Here is a 24,625-nt window from a genome sequence, read left to right on the forward strand (position 1 = left end):
GATTATGTGAATCACAATGGGGGCAATGAGATATTGATTCTTCATGGTCGGCAATGGCTTGACCTACTTGGTTAGTGGCAATATTTGATTCAACTTCGTGGCGAAGCTTTTTAAGTTGAGCGTAATTTAAGTTGGTAATGTGATGTAGTATATTTTGAAACTGCTTGGAAGCCATGTTGCACCTACCGTTATTAGGTTTCAGTATATTAAATATAGTTCACCAACACTGAAATACAACATAGCCATATATATACAGCACAACTAGTGGTGATGACATGAAAACGCGCTCTCCATTTTTAAATTATATCGCTGATTATATGTTGGTACGTCAGTATTCATTACGTACCGTGGACACGTACCTGAGATGGATTGCATCTTATATCCATTTTCATGATAAGCGCCACCCCGCCTCAATGGGAGACAATGAAGTCGAGCGCTATCTAGAGTACTTAGTGTTAAAACAAAACGTTGCACCACGAACGCAAGCCACGGCACTCAATTCATTGTCATTTCTATACAAGCACATAATAAAAAAAGAGCTGTCGTTAAACTTAAATTTTGCTCGCAGTAAAAAACAAGCAAAACTACCTGTAGTTATGACGCCAGAAGAAGTTAAGCTGCTTATGACTCATTTAAATAAGCGTTATTACCTTATTGCAAGCCTTATGTACGGGAGTGGTTTAAGAGTAATGGAAGCGGTACAATTAAGAGTGAAAGATATTGATTTTGATTACAAGTGTATTCAAGTATGGAATGGCAAAGGTAATAAACACCGTATTGTAACATTGGCCACCGAGCTAATTCCTATGCTGAGAAATCAAATTCTGCAGGTTGATGACTATCTAAAACTTGATTTAAATAATACGGAATATACTGGCGTATGGATGCCTTATGCTTTAACAAAAAAATATCCTTCTGCCTCAAAATCACTTGCGTGGCAGTATTTATTTCCCTCACATATATTAAGCACAGATCCTCAAAGTGGTGAAATAAGACGACATCATTTTCATCACTCGTGTATAAGAAAAGAAATAAAAAAAGCCGTTCAAAAATCGGGATTAACAAAAATAATAACACCGCATACCTTACGCCATTCATTTGCAACGCATCTATTGCAAAGTGGTGCCGATATCAGAACAGTTCAAGCTCAGCTTGGCCATTCAGATGTCAAAACAACGCAAATATATACCCATGTTTTACAGCAAGGAGCGAACGGTGTAATTAGTCCATTAAGTAAAATATTTTAAACTTTATCAATGTTCACTTCACGGCAAAGGTATGATGAAAAAGCACGCCTATTTGATTAAAAATGATGCCATTACAATTTTGACGAGGATTTACCAAAAGCGCAATATGAGAAAATAGTATTGGTAATTTTAGATAGTATGAAAAAGGAAATTTACAACACCCAAATGAGGAATTTGGGTGGCAGTCTTACCAGCCACATCTCGGCACACACGTCACAAACTGTGGCTGCTCCCTTCCGGGCCTGACCAGGTTCGCCTGCTAGTGTTGCGAGAGGACCAATAAGACTACCATTGAGGGCCTTGGTTGGCGCGGGAGAGATTATCGCTACTTTTGCTGTGTTATTCAAGGGTAAACACAAAAAGAAAGTGCGATTGCATGTTAAACATACAATCGCACTGTTTTTTAAGCTACTTTATCAAGATTACTGGTTATCTAGCTCTTTTTGAACGTTACGTAATACTGCTTTTACCTTTTTCATGTTTTCAGGGCCCATGCGCAATAATTGCTTTTGCGCTGCGGGTAAACGTTCCCATTCAGAGTAAGCGTACTGGTACGTTACTGAATTTCTCAGTAACGGCATGTCACCTTTTGGCTCTGGTGTATCTAGCAATAAATCAATGGCTTCTTGAAGTGTTTGATTAAATGCATCACCTGAATAGCCAATTTCGGTGTACGCGTCATTAATGAGTGGTTTATATTCATCATACAAACGCACAATTTGTGCCGCGCTCATACTGGTAAATACTTTTACATACGGCGTGTATCGCTCGTAACTGTTTGGGTCGATAGTGAGAATGTCACCTTCCATCACGCTAAAACCATCTTGTGGACGCTCTACTGGCGCATGTTTAACCGCTACTTTGCCTTTTGCTAAGTTATCTATAAATACAACAGCACGACGTATTACATCGTCTGTTAGTAGTAAGCCCATTGCTTGATCACTTAAATAATCATCTATGCGCGCGACCACTACAGCGTCACTTTCATTTAATGATGGAAGAGGTGCTACTACTGGCGCGGGTTCAACATTACGTGTTGGTGGACGCTCTACCTGCGGCTGAGCTGCTGGCGGTTCAATTTGTTCAATTTGAGGCTGTGGTTCCTCAACTGTTTGATATTCTTGTATAGGCTGTGCTGTGGGAGCAACTTCTACAATGGGTTGAGGCTGCTCATCAGAGCTCAATAATACAAATGCTCCGGCGCATAAAATAATAACCAGTATTACAGCAGCAAAGAGTAAGTTATTGTTTGGTGGACGTTTTTCGATATCTGGCGGTGTTGATTGATCTGACATACGAACTCCATAAAAATTAAAATGCACGTTTATCTCACTTAGAGTTACCTAAGTGATTATAATTCACAACTTAATGATAAAAAATTTACTATCACTAAGGTATCCTTTGATTCTTCTAGCTTAAAGACTTACAGTTAATAAATAAAGTAAAGACGGTCAACAGTTTAATTGCAATTATGAGAATCAAGCAAGTCAATAAAGATAAACCTAAAATCGCACTATTATTAACCGGTGGTGGCGCACGCGCAGCGTACCAAGTGGGCGTGCTTAAAGCGCTCGCGCAAAGCATGCCTCGTACAGCGCCTTTGCCTTTTACGATTATAAATGGCACCTCTGCAGGGGCTATTAATTCTGCAGCTTTAGCTAGTTATGCTTCATGTGCACACTTGGCGGTACGAAAGCTTGATTCTGTATGGAAAAACTTTTCTACTTCTATGGTGTATAAAAGTGACTTTATCAGTGTTTTTGGGCATATAACACGCAACATGCTCACTAGTTTTCAGTCTGAGCATATAAATCATCCCCCTGCGAGCTTATTAAACAGTCAGCCTTTACGTAATTTACTTAACGATATTTTAGATTTAAACCGTATTGAACGTAACTTACACCGCAATTATTTAGATGCTTTATCTATTACAGCATCAAGTTATACAACGGGCGATTCTGTTGCATTTTTTCAATCTAATACGCAATTACCTTGGCAACGTGCTAAGCGTGAAGGTAAAGCTACGCGTATTAATGTTGAGCATTTAATGGCGTCGAGTGCTATACCTATGGTGTTCCCGAGTGTAAATGTACAAAACCATTACTTTGGTGATGGCTCTATCCACCAGCTTTCACCTCTGAGTCCATGCGTACACCTTGGCGCTGAAAAAATATTTATTATTGGTGTTGATCAACCGAAAGAGTTGCACCCTCCGGGTTATTTACCACACTATCCGGGGTTGTCGTCTATTGCTGGCCACTTACTCGATAGTGTATTTACCGATACATTGCAATCGGACCTTGAGCGACTTGAACGGATCAATCGTACTTTGGGGCTTTTACCCGGGCGTGATAAACATCAAGAACTAAAACAAATTGATTCTTACGTGATCAATCCATCAGAAAACTTTAATGCGATTGCAGCGCAATATTATGACGATATGCCACTGCCTATTAAGATTTTATTGCGTATGATCGGGGTTAAAAAACGTTCACAATCGAGTTTAACCAGCTACTTACTTTTTGAAAAACGCTATACCCAACACTTAATTGATATTGGTTATAAAGACGGTCTAGAAAAGTTACCACAAATACGTGAGTTTTTAGAATTAGATTAGCCCACGACTCTCTATTCAGGCTACAACTTATACCCAAGTCACCTCATGATGCAGGACTCAGCGTTCGCGGGGCTTAATATTTGGGTATTATAGCTGCTCTATACGCTTAGCTACTCACTGCCGTCTAGAATATAACGTTCAACTCGTTCTACCCTGCGTGGTTTGCCTTGTAACACTAATATATCGCCTGCGAGTAAAATCGTTTTTACTGACGGCGTGTCTATTTCTCGGTCTTGACGGCGTAATGCACGTACCGACACTTTGCGCTTTTCGAGATTAAGTTCGCTGATGTTTTTATCTACCGCAAAGGCGTTTTCAGGTAACGCAATAACATGTAGGTATTCTAAGCGATCTGCATTAGTTTCTTCGCTATCAAATTTATCACCTGCAAAAAAACCATGTAAAAACTGATAACGATTACGTCGCTCTTTACTCACTCGGCGCACAATTCGTGTCATCGGCACACCTGACATGTACAAAACATGCGATACTAACATTAAGCTGGCTTCGAGCGTTTCGGGCACAACTTCTGTTACACCAAGCTCTTTAAGTGCCTCTAGCTGGCTGTCATCTCGCATGCGTACTAAAATTTTTACCGTAGGCGCTATTTGTTTAATCGCATCAATAACCACTTGGGTTTGTTCAAAATCAGTGAATGTTATAATCACTAAACGTGCATGCTCTACTCCTGCTGATTTTAAAATATCTTTTTGTTTTACATGACCAAATATAATTGGTTCGCCTGCTACTTTAGTTTCTTGTACGAGTATTGGGTTGCGTTCGATGGCAACATATTCGATCGCTTCAGGCTTTAAAAATCGTGCTATTGTTTGGCCAACCCGAGAAAACCCGCAAATAACTACGTGATTACGATATAAAATACTACTCGTCGGCTCTTGCTGCCATTTATTACGAGGCATTTTTAAGAAACCAAATTGCTTTAATAACCATGGTGTACGTTCTATTAAATACGGGGTTAAACCCATCGACATCACTGCTATTGCGATTAAAAATGAGGCATGCTCCAAAGCTAATAATTGATGCTTAGTAGCCAGTGCAATTAATACAAAGCCAAACTCCCCCATTTGCCAAAGCATAATGCCAGCGGCTATTGCATCTTGTTTGCGCTCCCCCATTAGTTGGGCAAGTAATGTGATCACCCCTATTTTTAGCACTAACATTAAAGCCAATGCTGCAATGATCCAATACCACACGCCAAGCACAAATAAAATATCAAGCTGCATGCCCACGGTAACAAAAAACAATCCCATTAAAATATCGCGAAATGGTCGAATATCGGCTTCTAATTGATGTCGATATTGGCTTTCACCCAGCATCATACCTGCTAAAAATGCTCCTAAAGCCATCGATAAACCAAATAGGTAGGTTAGCCCTGCAGCAAATAAAGCGACCACGAGTGTGGTTAATACAAATAGCTCGTCCGTACGCATTAAAGCGACTTCATTAAATACCTTAGGTAATATCCATTTGCCTATGGCCCATAATAATGCACATACAAAAGCTCCTTTAGTAAGTGCGATGATTAGCGCAAATGCAATGCCTTCTGAGCCGCTGCTTTGCGCCAAAAGAGGTAAAATAATTAAAAGGGGGACTACGGCTATGTCTTGAAACAATAACATACCGATTGCAAGCTGCCCGCGCCGCTCTTTTAAATCGCCAGATTCTTTTAATAACTTAACAACAACAGCTGTTGATGAAAGCGCCATTAATGTCGCGATGGTAAAACTGGTGAGTAGCGAAAGATTCAGTAAGAGTAAAATAAGCATCAGAACAATGCTTGTCACAATAACTTGTAAGGTCCCTAGACCAAATACAATATTACGCATTGCCATTAATCGGCCCAGTGAAAATTCTAGACCTAAACTAAATAATAAAAAAACAATACCAAGCTCTGCAATAAAGTGGATCTCATGGCTTTGTGCCATCCAGCCAATGCCATGACTGCCTGCAAGCACGCCCGTAGCGAGATAAGCTAATATTGGCGGTAAACCTACGCGTTTAAATAGCCAAACCAGCACCACAGCGCCAAGGAGCAAACCAAATATTTGGGCTAATACTGTTTGCAATGAGGCCTCCTCGCGATGCTGCTGTCAAAAATCCATCAGTTCTTATTCTAACTATAGCAACTATCTGTTTTTCAGCCAGTTTGAAATTGTGGCACAAAAATAGCTTAGTTAAGTGAGTAACTAACTCCTGGGGGGAGAATTCAATGGAAAACGTCCATATTTTGACACAACGAGTCTCAGCGCGGGGCGAGTTTTTGCCGTTTTCGGCAGAGCACTACCGTAAAAATGAACCCGCGGCTCTACACAGTTTACTAGAGAAATTACAAACGACTCTAAATGTAGAAGAGCTTTTGACGATTTATGCAAACTACGCTAAGCAAATTATCAATTTTTCGGGCTTACAGTTTCAATCCTCTCTTGGGGTTGCTCAAATCGCTAGCAGTGATAATAGCAAACCGCCTTATTCGTTTGATTTAGATATTAACAACGAACATTTAGGCCAGTTAATTTACTTTTGCCAATATCCACTCACTGGCAATATTGAAAAAAAACTCGCAGGCTTACACAGCGTATTAATTTATCCTTTACGTAATGCATTGATGTATAACCGCGTACTAAAGCTAGCAACCAAAGATGCATTGACAGGGTTAAATAATCGCAGCCAATTTAATGATGTTTTGGCGCAAAAGTTAGAGCGTTGTCGCCGTCACCATCGCCCATTTAGTTTAATGTTGCTTGATTTAGATAACTTTAAACAAGTAAATGATAATTTTGGCCATAAAACCGGTGACGATGTGCTACAAGAATTTTCTAGCGTGTTATGCAGTAGTATTCGTGGTACTGATTGCGTATTTCGTTTTGGCGGCGATGAATTTGCAGTTTTAATTGATGACCCTGAGTTTACGACCAACAAAGTCATTGCCCAGCGAGTAATGCGCCTAGTCACTGAATCAAATTTAATGAAGCAATATGAAGTAACAACCAGTATTGGTTTCACTTTAGCCAATAGCCAAGACTGCGAAAATGAAATTTTTGCACGCGCAGATAAGGGCTTATACAAAGCGAAAGCATCTGGTCGAAATTGCGCTAAAGCCTATTAGCTAACCAAAAGCCTAGCTTCCCCCTCTAGGCTTTAATTTACTATTTAGTGAATATTTTGTAGCCTAATAACGCTAAGCAAAAACCAAAAAAGAAACCACTAATTAAATATAATAGTGCGGCCATCGTTGTCAGTGGTATAACTATCACCATTAACAAAGGTATACTCACTCCCGCAATAAAGAATAACCCGCCTTTCCCCAACCAATAGGCAATTAAAATCATTGCGCAGATCAAGCCACCAGCAATAGAGTAAGCCAACGTTATGATGTCTAGTTCAAACATAACTGTAGCAATAATTGCAATCACTGCTGTTACTATAAGTCCTAACGGCGCTTTATTTACTAACGATAAGCCAACGTGTGGCTGTTGTGTCGTCATATTTTTATCTTCCAAAATATACCTTCTTGTTCATAGTGTTCTGCACTTACAAAGTGCCCTACTACAAAAACTAATTGTTCATTATAAAAAATAAGCGGTATATTTGCACGTAACCAAGGGGCAACTTTAGCATCTTTAAACCAATGCTTAAGCGTATTATGGCCCGGTTTTTTTAATGGCTTAATACGCGCTTGCGGACAATTAAAACGTACAGTTACTTGCTCATCTGCAAATGGTGATCTCACTCCCTCTCCGCGAAATGACATTAAATAACACCCGTCAGACAACTTTTGATTATCACTCGTGACTGACTGTTCTTTTTGGGCCGTTACACTTTCATTAACAAAGTACAAATAGCCTTGATGACGACGTACTTGACCTTCTGCAAGTTGAATCAATAGCTGCGCATCGCGTTGCGCCGTTAAACCTTGTAATAATATTTGCTGGGTTTGTTTTTGCGAAGGCATTAAACGGGTGAACTGCCCAAGCCAACACCGTAATACGTTCGCTTGACGAGGCAGGCTAAATACACCCATCTTTTCACAGCTTAATCCTCGATGCTCATTTTGAGATTGTGCTAAATCTAATTGGGTATATTCATCTAACACATCTTGCTGTTGCTGCAAAAGCGAAATACTACGAGATGCGCTTTTTTCAAATCCTGTAAATTTTTCCGATAAAACGGGTACAACTTTCCCTCTTAAAAAATTTCGATCGAAGCGTTCATCTGAATTTGAGTCATCTGTAATGTGTGATAGGTTAAAATCATCTGCAAATTGCTCAATATTCTGGCGCGTAACATTTAACAAGGGTCGTAAGCACATGCGACCAGAATTAAGCGTTCTAGTTTGTCGCATAGAGGCTAAACCTTGTAACCCTGAGCCGCGTTTTAATCTTAGTAAGAACGTCTCTAGTTGATCATTTAAATGTTGCCCAAGTAAAATAATACTGCCTGTGGGACTATGGTGATCAAGTGCTTTATAGCGAGCATCACGCGCGAGCTCTTCTAAACTAGTGCGGGCTTTGTTTTCGATATTTACTTGCGCTGGATAAAAAGTAATATTCAGTGTTGCACATAATTTTTTACAGAAAGACTGCCAGTTATTAGCATACTCACTTAAACCATGATTTACATATACGGCATTTAATTGCAATTGCGGTACTTCAGTTTTCAGCGCATTCATCACATGAAGTAATACCACTGAATCCACGCCACCAGAAAGTGCCACCGTAAATGAGATTTTATGCTCAACTACATAAGGTGTTATGACGTTTTTTACTTGTTGATATAAAGACGTTGAATGCATGAATTAAACCGCTGCCTAAGTGAATGATTACTTTGCTACTGATAGCTGATAGCTGATAGCTGATAAACATTTTAAAACAAAAAAGCCGCAAAAGCGGCTTTTTTCAGTAATTTGGTATTAATTAACAATAACCAAATGACATTAAACGTTTGTAACGTTGATCAAGCATTTCATCAAGGCTCAATGCCTGTAAATCACTTAAATCACGCTTAAGCTGAGCTTTAAGGTTACGAGCCATCGCTTCATAGTTACGATGTGCACCACCAAGAGGTTCATCTACCACACTATTAATTAAATCAAGCTCTTTAACACGTGCAGCGGTTACGCCCATCGCTTCTGCAGCAAGAGGTGCTTTATCGGCACTTTTCCATAGAATTGATGCACAGCCCTCTGGTGAAATAACCGAGTAAGTGCTGTACTGCAACATGTTAACACGATCGCCAACACCAATTGCCAGTGCACCACCTGAGCCGCCTTCACCTATAACCGTACAAATAGTAGGCACTTTTAATGCTGCCATTACTTTAAGGTTACGTGCAATTGCTTCTGATTGACCACGCTCTTCAGCACCTACACCTGGGTATGCGCCTGGCGTATCAATGAAAGTCATGATTGGCATTTTAAAACGCTCAGCCATTTCCATTAAGCGTAATGCTTTACGGTAACCTTCAGGCTTTGGCATGCCAAAGTTGCGCTTTATTTTCTCTGCAGTATCTCGTCCTTTTTGTTGACCAATAACCATGACTGGTTGGCCTTCAAAACGCGCAATACCACCAAGAATAGCGGGATCATTAGCAAAAGTGCGATCGCCAGAAAACTCATCAAATTCCGTGAAAATACGCTCGATATAATCACGAGTATAAGGACGCAACGGATGACGGGCTAACTGAGAAACCTGCCAAGCACCTAACTTAGAGAATATTTCCTCTTTTTGCTGGGCACTTTTCTCTTTTAATCGGCTGACTTCCTCTTCTAACTCAAGGTTTAATTCGCCAGCGCGGCTTATATTTTGTAACTCTTCAATTTTTGCTTCTAATTCTGCAATTGGAAGCTCAAAATCAAGATAATTGAGGCTCATGCTCTAAACTACCTAATTAGTTAAATTCTAGTTCTACATCTTGCGCCGCCATTAACGATAACTTATGAATTAAGTCATCGCTTGGCGTAACACACCATTCTGTCCCGAGGGTTAACTGGGCCAACGCATCTGGACGCTGATAGAAAACCTTAATCGGACAAGTACCAAACTTATAAGGTTCGAGTACTTTTTGTAACTTATCGAAAAAGTTTGCGTCGATTTGCACCATATTCAGCGTCATTTTAATCGCTTTTATACGTTTTTCTCGCGCTTGCGCTATCGTGCATATATCTCTGGCGGTCATTGTAATGCCACCGGAGAAGTTATCAAAGCTGACCTGTCCGGATATTACCAAGATATTGTTGATTTGCAGCATATCTTGGTACATTTCAAACTGTTCTGGGAATAAGCGTACATCAATACGGGCACTCTTGTCATCTAAAGTTATAAGTCCCCAGCGATTTCCCTTTTTATTTACCAGTACTCTTGCTGCAATCACTAGGCCTGCGGCGGTTGATTGCACGTCTCGATTTGTTGGTTGTAAGTCTACTAATCGCCCACTGGTGTAGTATTTTAGCTCTTTACGGTACTGATTAATCGGATGACCCGTTAAATAAAGCCCTAGAGTTTCCTTTTCTCCATCAAGCCACTGATTATCAGTCAGTGGTATCGCTTTTATAAACGCTTGTTCCACTTCATCAGGCTCTGTGGCTAGCAGGCCAAATAAATCAGTTTGCCCTAACGACTCCGCTTTATTGTGCTGATCAGCAGCGCGCATAGCGTCTTTTAAGCTGGCTAATAAAGTGGCGCGTGCTGGCTGTGTTTTCTCCGGGCCAAGTTGATCCAAAGCGCCAGCATAAATAAGTTTTTCAGTAACACGCTTATTTATACGCTTTAAATCTACACGTGCGCAAAAATCAAAAAGATCTTTAAATGGACCGCCTTCAGCGCGCGCTTCTAATATCGCATCAACTGGCGCCTCGCCCACTCCTTTAATCGCACCGATACCATAAACAATTTCCCCTTTGAGGTTAACCGTAAATTTGTATTCGCCTGCATTAACATCTGGCGGTAATAAAGTGAGTTTCATGTTCTCACACTCATCCACCAAGGTGACAATTTTTTCAGTGTTGTCCATATCCGCTGACATAACCGCTGCCATAAATTCAGCTGGGTAATGGGTTTTCATCCAAAGCGTTTGATACGACACGAGTGCATAAGCTGCAGAGTGAGATTTATTGAAGCCATAACCTGCGAATTTTTCTACCAGATCGAAGATTTTAATCGCTAGTTCGCCGTCAATGCCGTTATTTCGTGCACCATCTTCAAAGGTTGAACGCTGCTTGGCCATCTCTTCGGGTTTTTTCTTACCCATTGCACGACGTAGCATATCGGCGCCACCAAGGGTGTAACCTGCCAATACCTGTGCAATTTGCATAACTTGTTCTTGATACAAGATAATGCCGTAAGTTGGCTCCAAAATAGGCTTTAAACTTTCGTGCTGATATTGCGCATCAGGGTAAGATATTTCTTCGCGTCCGAGCTTTCGGTCGATAAAGTTATCTACCATGCCCGATTGCAATGGCCCTGGGCGGAATAAAGCCACCAAGGCTATCATATCTTCAAAGCAATCTGGTTTTAAACGCCTAACTAAGTCTTTCATACCGCGCGATTCAAGCTGGAATACTGCGGTCGTTTCAGCTCTTAGCAATAACTCAATGCTCTTTTTATCATTGAGTTCTATGGTGTTGATATCTATTGGCTCTTTGCCCTCTCGGGCTAAGCGCACATTGGTCATATCAACCGCCCATTGCAAAATGGTGAGCGTACGAAGGCCTAAGAAGTCAAATTTTACCAAGCCTGCGGTTTCTACGTCATTTTTATCAAACTGAGTAACCGGAAACTTACCTTCGTCATCACAATACAGTGCAGCAAAGTCGGTAATGGTGGTTGGTGATATAACAACACCACCGGCATGCTTACCGGCGTTACGCGTACAGCCTTCAAGGATGCGACACATATCAATGAGATCTTTTACCTCAGAGTCACCATCGTAGGCTTCTTGTAAACGTGGCTCGACATCAAACGCCTTAGCGAGCGTCATCCCTGGATCGCCTGGGATCATTTTCGATATACGGTCAACAAAACCATATGGATGACCGAGCACACGTCCAACGTCGCGTATAACCGCTTTGGCCGCCATGGTGCCAAAAGTAATAATTTGCGATACCGCATCGCGCCCATATAAGGCTGATACGTGATCGATTACTTCATCTCGTCTATCCATACAGAAATCGACGTCGAAATCCGGCATTGAAATACGTTCTGGATTTAAGAATCGCTCGAATAGCAAGTCAAATTCGAGTGGATCAAGATCAGTGATTTTTAGTGCGTAGGCCACTAATGAACCGGCACCTGAACCACGCCCTGGGCCTACAGGGATGTTATTATCTTTACTCCACTGGATGAATTCCATTACGATCAAGAAGTAGCCTGGGAAACCCATTTGGTTGATTACATCGAGTTCGATTTGCAAACGCTCGTCGTATTCAACGCGTTTTTCTTCGCGCTCTGCTTCATCAGGAAATAAAAACAGTAGCCGTTCTTCTAGGCCATCTTGCGATACTTTAACTAAGAACTCGTCAATTTTCAGTGAACCTGTTGGGTAATCAGGTAAGAAATACGTGCCTAGTTGTACTGTTACATTGCAACGTTTTGCAATTTCTACCGTATTTTGTAGTGCTTCTGGAATATCGCTAAAAATCTCAGCCATTTGTTCAGGCGTTTTTAAATACTGCTCTTCGGAGAAGCGCTTTGGCCTGCGTTTATCATCCAGCGTATAGCCATCAAAAATGGCCACGCGTATTTCGTGCGCTTCAAAGTTTTCAGGCTTTAGAAAGACCACCTCGTTAGTAGCAACAACAGGTAATTGCTCAATGCTGGCAAGCTCAACCGCTAAATGGAGGTACTCTTCCTCTTGTGCGCGCTTGGTGCGCACTAATTCAATGTAATAGTTATCACTAAAATGCTGCTTATAAAAGCTCACCACCGATTCTACAATCGCGGGGTTGCCCTTTAATAGCGCCTTACCTAAATCGCCATCTTTAGCACCTGAAAGTAATATAAGCCCTTCTTTGTGTTCAATAAGCCAGTCACGGTCAATCACTGGACGGTGAAATAAATGCCCGCGCTGATACGCTTTAGATATTAATAAGGTTAAGTTTTTATAGCCGGTATTATCTTTCGCTAAGATAACCAACCGACATGGTCCTTCAGGGAACTCTGGGCTATGTAGCCAAAAATCAGCACCGACGATGGGCTTAATGCCTGCGTTGTGCGATGTTTCATAAAAACGCACTAAGCCACACAAGTTCATTTGATCAGTTATTGCCAATGCGGGTAGTTGCAACTCTTGCGCTTTGGCGACAATTGGTTTGGTTTTGGCTAAACCATCAACCATCGAAAAGTCTGAGTGAACCCGTAAATGCACAAAATCTGGAGCGGCCATTATTTCTCCTGCATTGCCAGTACACGTTGCACTGGTTTAAAACTTTTTCGATGCTCTTCAATTGCACCGTATTGCTCAAGGGCAGCGAAGTGTGCCTTGGTTGGATAGCCTTTATGCCCCGCAAAACCATACTCTGGGTGGCGTTTATCGAGCGCTATCATTTCGTCATCGCGCGCTACTTTAGCGATGATAGACGCCGCGGAAATCTCGGCAACTAAACTATCTCCTTTGACAACCGCTTGCGCTGGCATAGCCAATGCTGGCAGGCGATTACCATCAACAAACACAAATTCAGGTGCGGTGCTTAACCCCTCTACCGCACGCGTCATGGCAAGCATCGTGGCTTGGAGAATATTCAATTCGTCAATCTCTGTGGGACTGCAACGGCCAATTGACCAACACAACGCTTTTTCTTTAATCTCAATAGCAAGCGCTTGGCGTTTTTTATCCGTTAATTTTTTTGAATCAGCTAAACCTGCAATCGGTTTAGTAGGATCGAGGATCACCGCTGCAGTGACTACATCTCCTACCAATGGGCCGCGCCCTACTTCATCAACGCCCGCGATAAGCGCTAGGTTTGGTCGTTCAATTTGCATTTATAATCTCCGCAACAGCCGTGGCAGCTTGCTCACTGGCGTTTAAGCGTATTTGTTGATGAATGGCTAAAAAGCGTGCTTTGAGTTCGCTATTGTCACTGTTTAGCATCGGCTCTAGCGCGTTAGTTAAGTTTTCAATGGTGCAGTCTTGTTGCATAAACTCAGGCACAAGTGCTTCATCAGCGAGTAAATTTGGTAAGGAAAAATATTTGATATTGAAGGTAAACAGCGTTTTAAAAATCCAGTAACTCATCGCTTTTATTTTATACCCAACAACCATCGGCTTTTTATACAACATGCCCTCAAGAGTTGCTGTACCAGAGGCTATGAGTATTACATCTGCTGCCTGCATAGCAAGATCAGATTGACCATCGAGCATTTGTACGTTTAAGTTAGGTGCTGTGGCGGCTAAAATAGTAGAAAACTGCGCTTTACGTTGCGGGTTCACTAATGGCACTACAACTTTTAAAAGCGGGTTTTTTGCTTGTAGCCCTGCGGCTGTTTTTATATACGTTTCGCTAAGCAAACCCACTTCTGAGCCTCGACTACCGGGCAATAATGCCAATACTTTATCATCGAGGTTTAAACCTAACTGCTGACGTGCTGCGCTATCATCATGCTCAAGAGCGATATCATCAGCAAGTGTATGCCCAACAAAAGTACAGGGGACGTTATGTTTATCATAAAACGCTTTTTCAAACGGTAATAAAGCCAACACCATGTTAGTTGCTGCGCTAATTTTATGAATGCGTTTTTCACGCCACGCCCATACTGATGGGCTCACATATTGAATTGTTTTAATGCCGGCGTCTTTAAGCGGTTTTTCAACTCGAAGGTTAAAGTCAGGAGCATCAATACCAATATAAACATCCGGTTTATTATCAATGAAATGCTGTACCAGTTGCTTACGAATTTTTAATAACCGCGGTAATCTACCTAGCACTTCAACTAAGCCCATAACGGCTAATTCTTCCATATCAAATAAGCTTTTGCAGCCTTGCGCCTGCATTTTAGGCCCTGCTATGCCTTCAAAAATGGCATTAGGGTAGCGCTTTTTAAGTGCTTTTATTAAGCCTTCGCCTAAAATATCACCAGAGAGTTCCCCAACGACAATCGCTATACGCAGTGGCTGTTTATGTTTATTCATATGAATTTATTTCGCAAATAACTCGAGTGTATAAAAAGAGTAGTTTACCGTGTTTTAAGGTTTCTATAAACGTTTAAGAGATCTCATTTTTTATAATATAAATAGCCCACCTGATTTGCATCTTCATAATTCTAATGTAGCATTTATTATATATATTATGTTTTTCTAATATATATTGACAATATTTCATCAAAAGTAAATAATGCAAAAAGTTTCAGTAATTACTGAAACTTTGTGCGTTAAATGTTTGCTACTTTAATCTGTTGTGTGATTCGTCATCACATACTAGGAGCTATAAAAAATGATAGATGAAACCTTTGTGGATCTATCGCGATTACAGTTTGCTGTCACCGCCCTATTTCACTTTTTATTTGTACCACTGACCCTAGGTATGACTTGGATTTTGGTGATCATGGAATCGGTCTACGTTATGACTGGTCGTGAGATATACCGAGATATGACCAAGTTTTGGGGAAAATTATTTGGTATCAACTTCGCTATTGGTGTGGCTACAGGCCTAACCATGGAGTTTGAATTTGGTACTAACTGGTCTTATTACTCTCATTATGTGGGCGATGTGTTTGGCGCTCCCCTTGCTATTGAAGGCTTAATGGCATTCTTTTTAGAGTCTACCTTTGTGGGTATGTTCTTTTTAGGGTGGGAACGACTAACCAAACGCCAACACTTAGCCGTTACTTTTCTAATGGCCTTTGGTACTAGCATGTCAGCATTATGGATTTTGATTGCTAACGCGTGGATGCAAAATCCTGTTGGCGCTGAATTTAACTACCAAACAATGCGTATGGAAATGACCAGTTTTGCCGAGCTGGTATTTAATCCTGTTGCGCAGGTTAAATTTATTCATACCGTCTCTGCCGGTTATGTAGCCGCATCGATGTTCGTACTGGGGATCAGCAGTTGGTACATTCTAAAAGGCCGCGATTTAGCCTTTGCTAAACGATCTTTCTCTGTTGCCAGTGGCTTTGGTTTAGCGTCAATACTGTGTGTTATTTTGCTAGGTGATGAATCAGGGTATGAAGTGGGCGAAGTACAAAAAGTAAAACTCGCCACCATTGAAGCTGAATGGCATACCGAAGAAGCACCTGCTGCATTTACGTTAGTCGGCATACCTGACTCACAGAAGCAAGTTACCTACGGCGCAGTTAAGATCCCTTACGCTTTAGGCTTAATTGCTACTCGTTCTATTGATGAGCAAGTTACAGGTATTAATGATTTAGAAAAACAGCATGAAGTGCGAATTCGTAACGGTATGATTGCTTACCAATACCTAGAAAAACTAAGAAATGGTCAGGACACACCCGAAAACATAGCAAAGTTTGATACCTTAAAAGACGATTTAGGCTATGGCTTATTACTAAAACGTTACACCCCAAATGTGGTGGATGCGACTGAGGAGCAAATTCAAAAAGCAGTAAAAGACTCATTTCCCAAAGTGGGCCCGATGTTTTGGTCATTTAGGATTATGGTTGGCTGCGGCATGATCATGCTTATCGTGTTTATATTAGCCTTTTACTACAATGCACAGCGTGTAATTGAGCAAAAACGCTGGCTGTTATGGGCTGCCGTATGGAGTATTCCTCTACCATGGATTGCTATTGAATTTGGCTGGATTGTTGCAGAATATGGCCGCCAACCTTGGGCTATATCAGAAATATTGCCGACTTTTTTAGCTACCTCGTCACTGACTGTGAATGATATTTTAATAAGTTTAACTGGGTTTATCTTGTTCTATATTGGCTTAGCTATTGTAGAGGGCTGGTTATTGCTCCGATTTATTAAAATTGGTCCAAGCTCATTACACACAGGTAAATATCATTATGAACACCAAAATGACAACTCGCATAATGAACAATTAAGTGATGACCGAGGAGCAAACTGATGATTTTTGATTATGAAACATTAAAGCTATTGTGGTGGGTGATCATCGGTGTGTTATTTATCGGCTTTGCAATCACTGACGGCATGGACATGGGCGTAGCGATATTATTACGCCTTGTTGGTAAAACAGATTCCGAACGCCGCGTTGTAATTAATACTGTTGGCCCGCATTGGGATGGCAATCAAGTGTGGTTTATTACTGCTGGAGGCGCTTTATTTGCAGCATGGCCGATGGTGTATGCGGCTGCGTTTTCAGGCTTTTATTTCGCTATGATGCTCGTGTTATTCGCCTTGTTTTTTAGGCCGCTTGGTTTTGATTATCGTTCTAAGATTGATTCTAAGCGCTGGCGTAACAATTGGGATTGGGCATTATTTGGTGGCAGTGTGATCCCCGCATTGGTGTTTGGTGTGGCATTTGGTAACTTATTCTTAGGTGTGCCTTTTAATTTAGATGAGTATTTAAGAGCAAGCTATCAAGGTTCATTTTTTGCCTTACTCAACCCATTTGCATTATTAACAGGTTTGATAAGTGTCATTATGCTGATTGCACATGCTGGCATGTGGCTGCAACTTAGAACCGATAGCCATGTTGCTCGAAGATCAGCGCAGTATGGCCGCTGCGCATTATTAGTTTTTATTGTGCTATTTGCTATAGCTGGGTTTTGGGTTGCTAATATTGATGGCTACCAAATTGTGTCGATGCCTGACAAACAAAGTTTTGCTAACCCTCTTGGTAAAGTAGTGACAACCTCAGCTGGCGCATGGCTGAATAACTATACGTTAATGCCATGGACCGTTATTTTTCCTACTTTAGCGTTTGTTATGGCTGCGCTTGCATGGGTGCTATCAAAAGTGAATAAATCAGGCCTTGCTTTAATATGCACAAGCTTGATGTTAATTGGCGTAATAATGACCGCAGGTATTTCACTGTTTCCATTTGTGATGCCATCGAGTAATAACATGAACATTAGCCTCACATTATGGGATGCAGTATCAAGTCATATGACGCTAAATGTCATGTTTATTGCGGTTGTTATTTTTGTACCACTTATTTTAACTTACACAACATGGTGTTATGTGAAAATGTGGCGCAAGGTAACCGTTGAAGAAATTGAAAATAACAGCCATGGCAGCTACTAAGGAGACATAAACTATGTGGTATTTTGCTTGGATACTCGGTGTGCTTTTAGCCTGTACGCTAGGAGTTATCAACGTTATGTGGTACGAATTTCAACAAAATAAAGACAGTATTGCTGACGACGAAAAAGATCTTCACGATAGGCTTAATCGCCAAAATGACGACTAACCCCCGACCAGATCGCGCGCAGCAAACTACCCTGCGCGCGTTCTTAAAAATACACTCCAACCACGCTGGTAGTCTGCTAAAACTGAGTATTGCGTTAGGTACTTTAAATGCAATACTCATGATTGCTAGTGCTTATTTGGTAGCACGTTCAATTCATCTAGTAATGTTTGAACATGCTGATTTAGCAACAGTTACTCCTTTACTTTGGCCATTATCTATATTGATTTTAGGGCGCGGCCTATTACTGAGTTTATCTGAACGTATTAGCGCGCAAGCGGCACTAAAAATTAAAACTGCGATGCGCCACACTTTACTTGAAAAACTGACACTCCTTGGCCCAAGTTACATTGAACAACAAGGCCATGGTGCAACTTTAAATACCTTGCATAATGGTGTTGAAGCACTGCACGACTATTATGCTAATTACTTACCCAGTGTGGCGTATAGCGCACTTGTCCCTTTAGCGATTCTGATGGTGATTTTTCCTACTGACTGGAAAGCGGGATTGATTTTTTTATTTACAGCGCCTTTAATTCCTTTATTTATGATTTTAGTTGGTCACAAAGCCGAACGGCTAAACCAGCAACGCTGGCAACAATTAGCAGTGTTAGGTAATTACTTTTTTGACCGTTTACAAGGACTCACTCAACTTAAATTGTTTAACGCCACAGCACGTGAGTTAAAACAAATTGCCAAAATTTCAGATGATTTTCGCCATGCCACTTTAAGCGTATTAAAAATAGCATTTTTATCCTCTTTTGCATTAGAGTTTTTTGCAACTCTTAGCGTCGCATTAGTCGCCGTAATAATCGGTTTTCGGTTATTTTTTGGTACCTTAGATTTCTCGACCGGCTTTGTAGTGTTATTGCTCGCACCAGAGTTTTATTTACCGCTGCGTCAACTTGGTAGTCATTATCATGCACGATTAGAAGGCATAAGTGCTGCTGCTGATATGCTCAAGATATTAAATGAACCATTACCAGATGAGAGCCTTATAAGCACAAAAACAAATATTCAAAGTAGATTAGACGTGCCGAACATAAAGCAGCTCAGTATTGGTAATTTAAGTTTTCACTATCCAAATAGTAATGAAGGCGTTAGCAATATAAACCTGACATTTTCAAGCTCTGGTATGTATGCCATTGTTGGCCAAAGTGGCGCGGGGAAAAGTACCCTACTTGACTGTCTATTGGGCTTTCATCCACAAGTGATAAACTCCATCGCGGTCAATCAACGCTCATTATCAGTCTCGCAAATTAAACAGTGGCAACAGCATATTGCTTGGATCCCACAGCAACCCACCTTGCTATTTAATAGCATAAAAGCCAATTTACTATTAGCAAAACCAGATGCCAGTATGCAAGAACTCGAAAATGCTGCAGCGCAAGCGGGTGCGCTTGAGTTTATTCTTGCTTTACCTCAAGGTTTTGACACCCCTATTGGCGAGCAAGGCGAAGGACTTTCCGGCGGACAAAAACAGCGCATCGCGTTAGCACGGGCTTTTTTAAAAGAAGCTCCCATTTTAGTTCTTGATGAGCCAACCGCTCACCTTGATAGTCAAACCGAGCAACTTGTCCAAACAGCTATTAATGATTATGCAAAAAAGCATTTAGTTATAGTGATCGCCCATCGCTTAAATACCATTGAACACGCTAAGCAAGTTATTGTAATGAAAGACGGTGCTGTTATTGAGCTGGGTAACTTTAACACCCTCATAGCTGCTAAAGGCGCGCTATTTGATTTAGTGCATGCAAGGAGTCAACAGCATGACTAACTTTTTACGCTTATTAAAGCTGTGCAAGCCACACCTTGGGGCAATGTTACTAGGGGCATTTTTAGCTACATTAACGGTACTTGCAAATGTAGGCTTGTTGGCTGTTTCTGGCTGGTTTTTAGCCGCAATGGCTGCTGCAGGTCTAGCTAATACACAAATGAACTACTTTACGCCCGCTGGCGTCATACGCTTTTTAGCAATAGTGAGAACAGCGTCTCGTTATGGTGAACGTCTAGTCACTCACAACGCCACATTTTTACTGTTAAGTGAAATTCGCGTCAGTGTTTTTAATACGCTAAGCCAATTGAGTAATGTTGATTTGGCCATGAGCCGCAGTGCCGATCTATTCAATCGTATGCAAAATGATGTTGAAGCCCTCGATAAATTCTACTTAAATGTATTATTACCCATGATTGTTGCGATAATAAGTGTGCCAATTGTGATTGCGATTATGGCTGCATACAACGCTGATGTGGCACTGCTGTGCTTTATTGCGCTGTTATTCGTGGGTGTTGCCCTACCTTTAATACTGAGCAGGCAACTACAGAACACTGCAGACCTCGAAACGCAGTACTCTGCCACTTTACGCGCTGAATTATCTGATACCCTAAATGGCTTGAGAGAGCTGGCTATTTATCAAGCTACCGAGCAACAAGTTAAACAATGCCGTGATGCCAGCGAACATTATAATCAGCAGCTGTTTGTACGCCATAGTGCACAGGCACGTAGTAATGGCTTATCACTGCTGGTAGTACAACTAAGTATGTTAGGTGCCATTATAGTTATCACCCCATTGGTTTATAACGGTACAATGGCTAATGTTGAATTGGCCATGCTCAGTTTATTCGTACTTGCCAGTTTTGAAACGGTACTCACGTTGCCCAATGCATTTATCCAACTACCGGTCGCATTAAGCGCTGCAAACCGTATTTTCGATTTAGAAGACAAACTCCGCCCTGTCGCTAAAAATGCTCACGAGTCAGTGCCTGTACAGCCTTTAGGACTTGAATTTAAAGACGTTAGCTACTGTTATCTCAGCGATACTTTTGCGCTTAACAACTTAAGCTTTGTAATTGAGCCACTACAAAAAGTAGCCATTGTGGGCCAAAGTGGCAGTGGAAAAAGTACCCTGGTTAATTTACTCAGTGGCTTATGGCCACAGCAAAGCGGTGAAATAAACTTAACATTTGCACACAAAACGATGCCTATTAATATGACCAGCCAACAAAACCGCTGCGAACTTATAAGTATCGTCGCACAACAACATCATATTTTTGATGGCACAATTGCGGAAAACTTACGCTACGCAGCACCTGCGGCGACGAAAGAGCAAATGATCAACGCTTGCCAACAAGTGCAATTAGCAGACTGGCTCTGTGAGTTAAAGTTAGGGTTAAATACTCGCTTAGGCACAGGTGGTAGAAGTTTATCTCGCGGGCAATCTCGACGTTTAGCTTTGGCACAAGCATTACTGCGCGCACCGGCTATTTTAATCCTTGATGAACCTACAGAAGGTCTAGACAATCAATCTAAGCATCACGTGATGGATGCAATATTGACCAGCATGCAGCAATGTACCGTGCTGAGTATTACTCACGATCCTGCTTTGCTATCCAATATGGATCAGGTAATTTGGTTAGAGCAAGGCTGTGTAAAAGCGATTGCAACTCATCAGCAACTATTAATAGCGCAACCAGAGTACGTAAACTTGATCACACGGTTTTAATCATTTTCACCAATTGAAACAGCTTGAACTCAAGGTAAGTAATACGAAAAAGCCACCGACTATTACTCATAATCGGTGGCTTTTTTTATAAAGCGAACTATTAACGAACAATACCACGCTCTGAATTTTTAACAAAATCAACCATCAACTGTACTGCAGGGTACTTAGCAGCGTCATCTGCAAGTGCAACAAGCGCTTCATCAACACCTAAACTCTTACGATACAGTGTTTTATAGGCACGGCGCGTTGCCATTACTTCATCACTTTCAAAGCCACGGCGTTTCATACCCTCGGTATTAATCGCTACAGGGCCTGCAGGGGTGCCAATCGTTGTTACAAACGGTGGAACATCTTTATTTACACCTGAATACATGCCAACAAACGCATGTGCACCTACTTTACAAAACTGATGAATACCTGAATTGCCTGCTAAGATAACCCAATCACCAATGTGTACATGCCCTGCAACCGATGCATTATTAGCAAAAATAACGTTGTCGCCAATTACTGCATCATGGGCAACATGAGTGTAAGCCATAAATAAGTTATTGCTACCAATCTTAGTCACGCCTTGATCTTGAATCGTACCGCGGTGAATAGTGGCACATTCACGAATAATGTTGTTATCACCAATAATTAGCGTGGTTGGCTCATTATTATATTTTTTGTCTTGGCAGGCTTCACCTACTGACGCAAACTGAAATATATGATTGCCAGAACCTATTGTTGATGGCCCTTTGACCACAACGTGAGATTCAATAATACAATCATCACCAATAACCACATTGTCACCAATGTAGCTATATGGGCCAACCGATACATTATTACCTAGCTTTGCACCTGATTCGATTATCGCTGTAGGATGGATCACAATTAAAGCTCTCTTCTCGCACACATGATTTCGGCAGCACAAACAACTTTGCCATCAACTTTAGCTTCTGCTGCAAACTTCCATATATTGCGGCGCTCTTTTAAAAACTGTACATGCAAATGCATGGTATCACCAGGTACCACAGGCTGCTTAAAACGTGCGTTATCAACGGCTGCAAACAAATACAGTTCATTCTCACTGCGGTTTTCAACAGTTTTGAAACCTAATAAACCCGTTGCCTGTGCCATAGCTTCTAAAATAAGCACACCAGGAAAAATTGGCTGATTAGGAAAGTGGCCTGTAAAAATAGGTTCATTAAATGTTACATTCTTAATTGCATGTAATGATTCACCTGGCGTGTAATCAAGTACACGGTCAACCAGTAACATTGGGTAACGGTGTGGTAGTAAGCTTAAAATTTCTTGTATATCAAGGCTATTTAATTCGTTTGCCAAAATAGCATCCTTATTCATTATCAAGGTTTAATGACTTAGTCAGAGTCTCTAGCGCTTTTAGGCGATCTTTCATCTCTGGCAAATTACGCAAATGGGCAATATTGCGACGCCACTCTTTATTTGAAGAGTGTGGGAGCCCTGATGAATAAACACCGGCTTCCTTAATCGCTTTTGTCACCATACTCATGCCCGTTAGTATAACACCATCACATATTTCTATGTGACCATTTATACCAACAAGTCCAGCAATCTGACAATTCCTACCTATGGTTGTGCTACCTGCAATTACCGTACAGCCTGCGATAGCAGTACCAGAACCAATCTCAACATTATGGGCAATATGAACTTGGTTATCGATAATTACATTGCTGTGAATAATCGTGTCGTCAATTGCACCACGGTCAATAGTTGCACCTGCGCCAATTTCAACTTTATCGCCAATGATCACTGAGCCTAATTGTGGAATTTTAATCCACTGGCCTTTATCATTTGCGTAACCAAACCCGTCGCTGCCGATAATAGCGTTAGCTTGAATTAAACAATCACACCCAATTTCAACACTGTGGTACACACTAACATTAGACCAAAGCTTAGTATTATCACCAATGCTAGCATTTTGACCAACAAAGCAATTTGCACCAATTTGTGTGTTTTCACCAATTGTAGCGCCCGCTTCAATAACTGCATTAGCTGCAATAGAGGCCGTCTTAGCAATACAAGCTTCAGGGTGAACAACAGCACTTACGTGGATACCTTTAGCAGCAGATGCCGGTGTGGTGTCCATTATTTGTGCTAATTGTGCATAACTATTATAAGGGTTAGCTGTAATCAACTTGTTACCCGAATAATACTGTGCGTCTGCGGCAGATAAAATTACAGCACTGGCGTTTGTATTATCAAGTTGTGGGCGATATTTCTTATTCGCTAAAAATGCAATATGCCCAGAGCGGGCATTTGCAAGTGTAGCAATTTTTGATATTTCTAAGGCGCCATCACCATGAAGCTCAGCGCCTAGAAGTTCCGCTATCTGCGAAAGCGTATAATTTTGCATATATTCGTTCTATTGCTTACTTACTTTATCAACAACTTTGCTTGATAAGTCAGATACTTTTTTAGGGTTAAAGTAAATTGTAGTATCTTTTACTTTAACTTCATCAAAATTACCATCTTTAGCAACGTCTTCAATTGCTTTTATGATCAGTGCTTGTACTTTAGCTAGCTCTTGATTTTGACGAGTTTTAATTTCTTGCTCTAAAGGACGACCCTTTTCAGCAAGTGTTTTTTGCATACCTTCAACTTTTGTACGCAGCGCATCTTTTTGAGCTTGGCTCATTGTTGTGCTTTCACGTTTAAATTTTTCAGCTTCAAAACGAATGTCACCTTGAAGTTTTTCAAGCTCTTGGCGGCGCTCAGCAAACTCTGTTTGCAATGCTAATTCAACAGATGCCATTTGTGGGATTTGTTTGTAGATTTCTTGCATGTCTACAATACCGACTTTATGTGCAAAAGCACTCGCAGATGTACCCATCATAAGTGTTGCTAAAATGGCAATCGCCGATGATTTAATTGATTTTTTCACAAAAAACTC

Annotated in this window: 20 protein-coding genes and 1 other RNA gene; 8 read left to right on the forward strand and 13 right to left on the reverse strand. The window is 41.1% G+C overall.

The window, feature by feature from the left end:
• Positions 1 to 275: 275 nt before the first annotated feature.
• Entirely contained in the window at positions 276 to 1,247 is a 972-nt protein-coding gene (locus ADS77_RS15040; RefSeq protein ID WP_054455168.1) for an integron integrase, read from the forward strand.
• A 185-nt stretch (positions 1,248 to 1,432) separates the two neighbouring features.
• Here ADS77_RS15040 and ffs read toward each other — a convergent pair.
• An RNA gene (ffs, locus tag ADS77_RS21450) (signal recognition particle sRNA small type) lies at positions 1,433 to 1,529 on the reverse strand.
• A gap of 140 nt (positions 1,530 to 1,669) precedes the next feature.
• The gene (locus tag ADS77_RS15045; RefSeq protein WP_054455170.1) at positions 1,670 to 2,542 is read right to left on the reverse strand and encodes a DUF3014 domain-containing protein; all 873 of its coding nucleotides are present in this window, start codon (positions 2,540 to 2,542) and stop codon (positions 1,670 to 1,672) included.
• A 176-nt stretch (positions 2,543 to 2,718) separates the two neighbouring features.
• Here ADS77_RS15045 and ADS77_RS15050 point away from each other — a divergent pair, with 176 nt between their 5' ends.
• Entirely contained in the window at positions 2,719 to 3,864 is a 1,146-nt protein-coding gene (locus ADS77_RS15050) for a patatin-like phospholipase family protein (protein ID WP_054205984.1), read from the forward strand.
• Between the two features lie 110 nt (positions 3,865 to 3,974).
• Here ADS77_RS15050 and ADS77_RS15055 read toward each other — a convergent pair whose 3' ends face one another.
• Positions 3,975 to 5,951, reverse strand: coding sequence for a cation:proton antiporter (locus tag ADS77_RS15055; protein WP_054455172.1), 1,977 nt, complete (start codon positions 5,949 to 5,951; stop codon positions 3,975 to 3,977).
• Between the two features lie 143 nt (positions 5,952 to 6,094).
• Between ADS77_RS15055 and ADS77_RS15060 the strand changes: the two genes are divergently transcribed.
• Entirely contained in the window at positions 6,095 to 6,991 is an 897-nt protein-coding gene (locus tag ADS77_RS15060; RefSeq protein ID WP_054205986.1) for a GGDEF domain-containing protein, read from the forward strand.
• Between the two features lie 40 nt (positions 6,992 to 7,031).
• Here ADS77_RS15060 and ADS77_RS15065 read toward each other — a convergent pair whose 3' ends face one another.
• The 6 genes from ADS77_RS15065 to lpxB form a co-directional block, all read right to left on the reverse strand.
• Entirely contained in the window at positions 7,032 to 7,370 is a 339-nt protein-coding gene (locus ADS77_RS15065) for a hypothetical protein (protein WP_054206053.1), read from the reverse strand.
• Entirely contained in the window at positions 7,367 to 8,677 is a 1,311-nt protein-coding gene (gene tilS / locus ADS77_RS15070; RefSeq protein ID WP_054455174.1) for a tRNA lysidine(34) synthetase TilS, read from the reverse strand. Before tilS ends, ADS77_RS15065 begins: the two co-directional genes overlap by 4 nt.
• 121 nt (positions 8,678 to 8,798) lie before the next feature.
• Complete coding sequence (gene accA, locus ADS77_RS15075; RefSeq protein WP_054205988.1) at positions 8,799 to 9,755, reverse strand: acetyl-CoA carboxylase carboxyl transferase subunit alpha; 957 nt, start codon at positions 9,753 to 9,755, stop codon at positions 8,799 to 8,801.
• A gap of 16 nt (positions 9,756 to 9,771) precedes the next feature.
• Entirely contained in the window at positions 9,772 to 13,263 is a 3,492-nt protein-coding gene (gene dnaE, locus ADS77_RS15080; protein ID WP_054455176.1) for a DNA polymerase III subunit alpha, read from the reverse strand.
• Complete coding sequence (gene rnhB / locus ADS77_RS15085) at positions 13,263 to 13,859, reverse strand: ribonuclease HII (protein WP_054205990.1); 597 nt, start codon at positions 13,857 to 13,859, stop codon at positions 13,263 to 13,265. The genes dnaE and rnhB overlap by 1 nt, the downstream gene beginning before the upstream one ends.
• A complete protein-coding gene (gene lpxB / locus ADS77_RS15090) occupies positions 13,849 to 15,006 on the reverse strand; it encodes a lipid-A-disaccharide synthase (protein ID WP_054455177.1) in 1,158 nt (385 codons plus the stop codon). The genes rnhB and lpxB overlap by 11 nt, the downstream gene beginning before the upstream one ends.
• 301 nt (positions 15,007 to 15,307) lie before the next feature.
• On the opposite strand from lpxB, the gene ADS77_RS15095 reads away from it, so the two are divergent.
• Genes ADS77_RS15095 through cydC form a run of 5 tightly spaced genes read left to right on the forward strand, consistent with a single transcriptional unit; the run spans position 15,308 to position 21,711 of the window.
• Positions 15,308 to 16,906 carry a cytochrome ubiquinol oxidase subunit I gene (locus ADS77_RS15095; RefSeq protein WP_054455180.1) on the forward strand — a complete coding sequence of 533 codons (1,599 nt, stop codon included), beginning with the start codon at positions 15,308 to 15,310 and terminating at the stop codon, positions 16,904 to 16,906.
• Positions 16,906 to 18,045, forward strand: a complete 1,140-nt coding sequence (gene cydB, locus ADS77_RS15100) for a cytochrome d ubiquinol oxidase subunit II (RefSeq protein WP_054455183.1) — start codon at positions 16,906 to 16,908, stop codon at positions 18,043 to 18,045. The genes ADS77_RS15095 and cydB overlap by 1 nt, the downstream gene beginning before the upstream one ends.
• A 13-nt stretch (positions 18,046 to 18,058) precedes the next feature.
• Positions 18,059 to 18,211, forward strand: coding sequence for a cytochrome bd-I oxidase subunit CydX (gene cydX, locus ADS77_RS15105; protein ID WP_054205994.1), 153 nt, complete (start codon positions 18,059 to 18,061; stop codon positions 18,209 to 18,211).
• Positions 18,201 to 19,985: a thiol reductant ABC exporter subunit CydD gene (cydD, locus tag ADS77_RS15110; RefSeq protein ID WP_054455185.1), complete on the forward strand. Its 1,785-nt coding sequence runs from the start codon at positions 18,201 to 18,203 to the stop codon at positions 19,983 to 19,985. Before cydX ends, cydD begins: the two co-directional genes overlap by 11 nt.
• On the forward strand, positions 19,978 to 21,711 hold the full coding sequence (gene cydC / locus ADS77_RS15115) for a thiol reductant ABC exporter subunit CydC (protein ID WP_054455188.1): 1,734 nt from the start codon (positions 19,978 to 19,980) through the stop codon (positions 21,709 to 21,711). The genes cydD and cydC overlap by 8 nt, the downstream gene beginning before the upstream one ends.
• A gap of 100 nt (positions 21,712 to 21,811) precedes the next feature.
• On the opposite strand, the gene lpxA is transcribed toward cydC, so the two are convergent.
• The 4 genes from lpxA to ADS77_RS15135 are packed head-to-tail and all read right to left on the reverse strand — an operon-like array spanning position 21,812 to position 24,616.
• Positions 21,812 to 22,582: an acyl-ACP--UDP-N-acetylglucosamine O-acyltransferase gene (gene lpxA, locus ADS77_RS15120; RefSeq protein WP_054205997.1), complete on the reverse strand. Its 771-nt coding sequence runs from the start codon at positions 22,580 to 22,582 to the stop codon at positions 21,812 to 21,814.
• A 2-nt stretch (positions 22,583 to 22,584) separates the two neighbouring features.
• Entirely contained in the window at positions 22,585 to 23,037 is a 453-nt protein-coding gene (gene fabZ, locus ADS77_RS15125; protein WP_054205998.1) for a 3-hydroxyacyl-ACP dehydratase FabZ, read from the reverse strand.
• 10 nt (positions 23,038 to 23,047) lie between these two features.
• On the reverse strand, positions 23,048 to 24,088 hold the full coding sequence (lpxD, locus tag ADS77_RS15130; protein WP_054455190.1) for a UDP-3-O-(3-hydroxymyristoyl)glucosamine N-acyltransferase: 1,041 nt from the start codon (positions 24,086 to 24,088) through the stop codon (positions 23,048 to 23,050).
• Between the two features lie 9 nt (positions 24,089 to 24,097).
• Entirely contained in the window at positions 24,098 to 24,616 is a 519-nt protein-coding gene (locus ADS77_RS15135) for an OmpH family outer membrane protein (protein WP_054206000.1), read from the reverse strand.
• Positions 24,617 to 24,625 lie beyond the last annotated feature (9 nt).

The sequence above is a fragment of the Pseudoalteromonas porphyrae genome, assembly GCF_001298125.1.
GTDB lineage: Bacteria > Pseudomonadota > Gammaproteobacteria > Enterobacterales > Alteromonadaceae > Pseudoalteromonas > Pseudoalteromonas neustonica.

Coding starts and splice junctions, on each gene's coding strand:
- ADS77_RS15040 (WP_054455168.1), top strand. CDS start 276: ATGAAAACGCGCTCTCCATTTTTAAATTATATCGCTGATTATATGTTG.
- ADS77_RS15045 (WP_054455170.1), bottom strand. CDS start 2,542: ATGTCAGATCAATCAACACCGCCAGATATCGAAAAACGTCCACCAAAC.
- ADS77_RS15050 (WP_054205984.1), top strand. CDS start 2,719: ATGAGAATCAAGCAAGTCAATAAAGATAAACCTAAAATCGCACTATTA.
- ADS77_RS15060 (WP_054205986.1), top strand. CDS start 6,095: ATGGAAAACGTCCATATTTTGACACAACGAGTCTCAGCGCGGGGCGAG.
- ADS77_RS15065 (WP_054206053.1), bottom strand. CDS start 7,370: ATGACGACACAACAGCCACACGTTGGCTTATCGTTAGTAAATAAAGCG.
- tilS (WP_054455174.1), bottom strand. CDS start 8,677: ATGCATTCAACGTCTTTATATCAACAAGTAAAAAACGTCATAACACCT.
- accA (WP_054205988.1), bottom strand. CDS start 9,755: ATGAGCCTCAATTATCTTGATTTTGAGCTTCCAATTGCAGAATTAGAA.
- dnaE (WP_054455176.1), bottom strand. CDS start 13,263: ATGGCCGCTCCAGATTTTGTGCATTTACGGGTTCACTCAGACTTTTCG.
- rnhB (WP_054205990.1), bottom strand. CDS start 13,859: ATGCAAATTGAACGACCAAACCTAGCGCTTATCGCGGGCGTTGATGAA.
- lpxB (WP_054455177.1), bottom strand. CDS start 15,006: ATGAATAAACATAAACAGCCACTGCGTATAGCGATTGTCGTTGGGGAA.
- ADS77_RS15095 (WP_054455180.1), top strand. CDS start 15,308: ATGATAGATGAAACCTTTGTGGATCTATCGCGATTACAGTTTGCTGTC.
- cydB (WP_054455183.1), top strand. CDS start 16,906: ATGATTTTTGATTATGAAACATTAAAGCTATTGTGGTGGGTGATCATC.
- cydX (WP_054205994.1), top strand. CDS start 18,059: ATGTGGTATTTTGCTTGGATACTCGGTGTGCTTTTAGCCTGTACGCTA.
- cydD (WP_054455185.1), top strand. CDS start 18,201: ATGACGACTAACCCCCGACCAGATCGCGCGCAGCAAACTACCCTGCGC.
- cydC (WP_054455188.1), top strand. CDS start 19,978: ATGACTAACTTTTTACGCTTATTAAAGCTGTGCAAGCCACACCTTGGG.
- lpxD (WP_054455190.1), bottom strand. CDS start 24,088: ATGCAAAATTATACGCTTTCGCAGATAGCGGAACTTCTAGGCGCTGAG.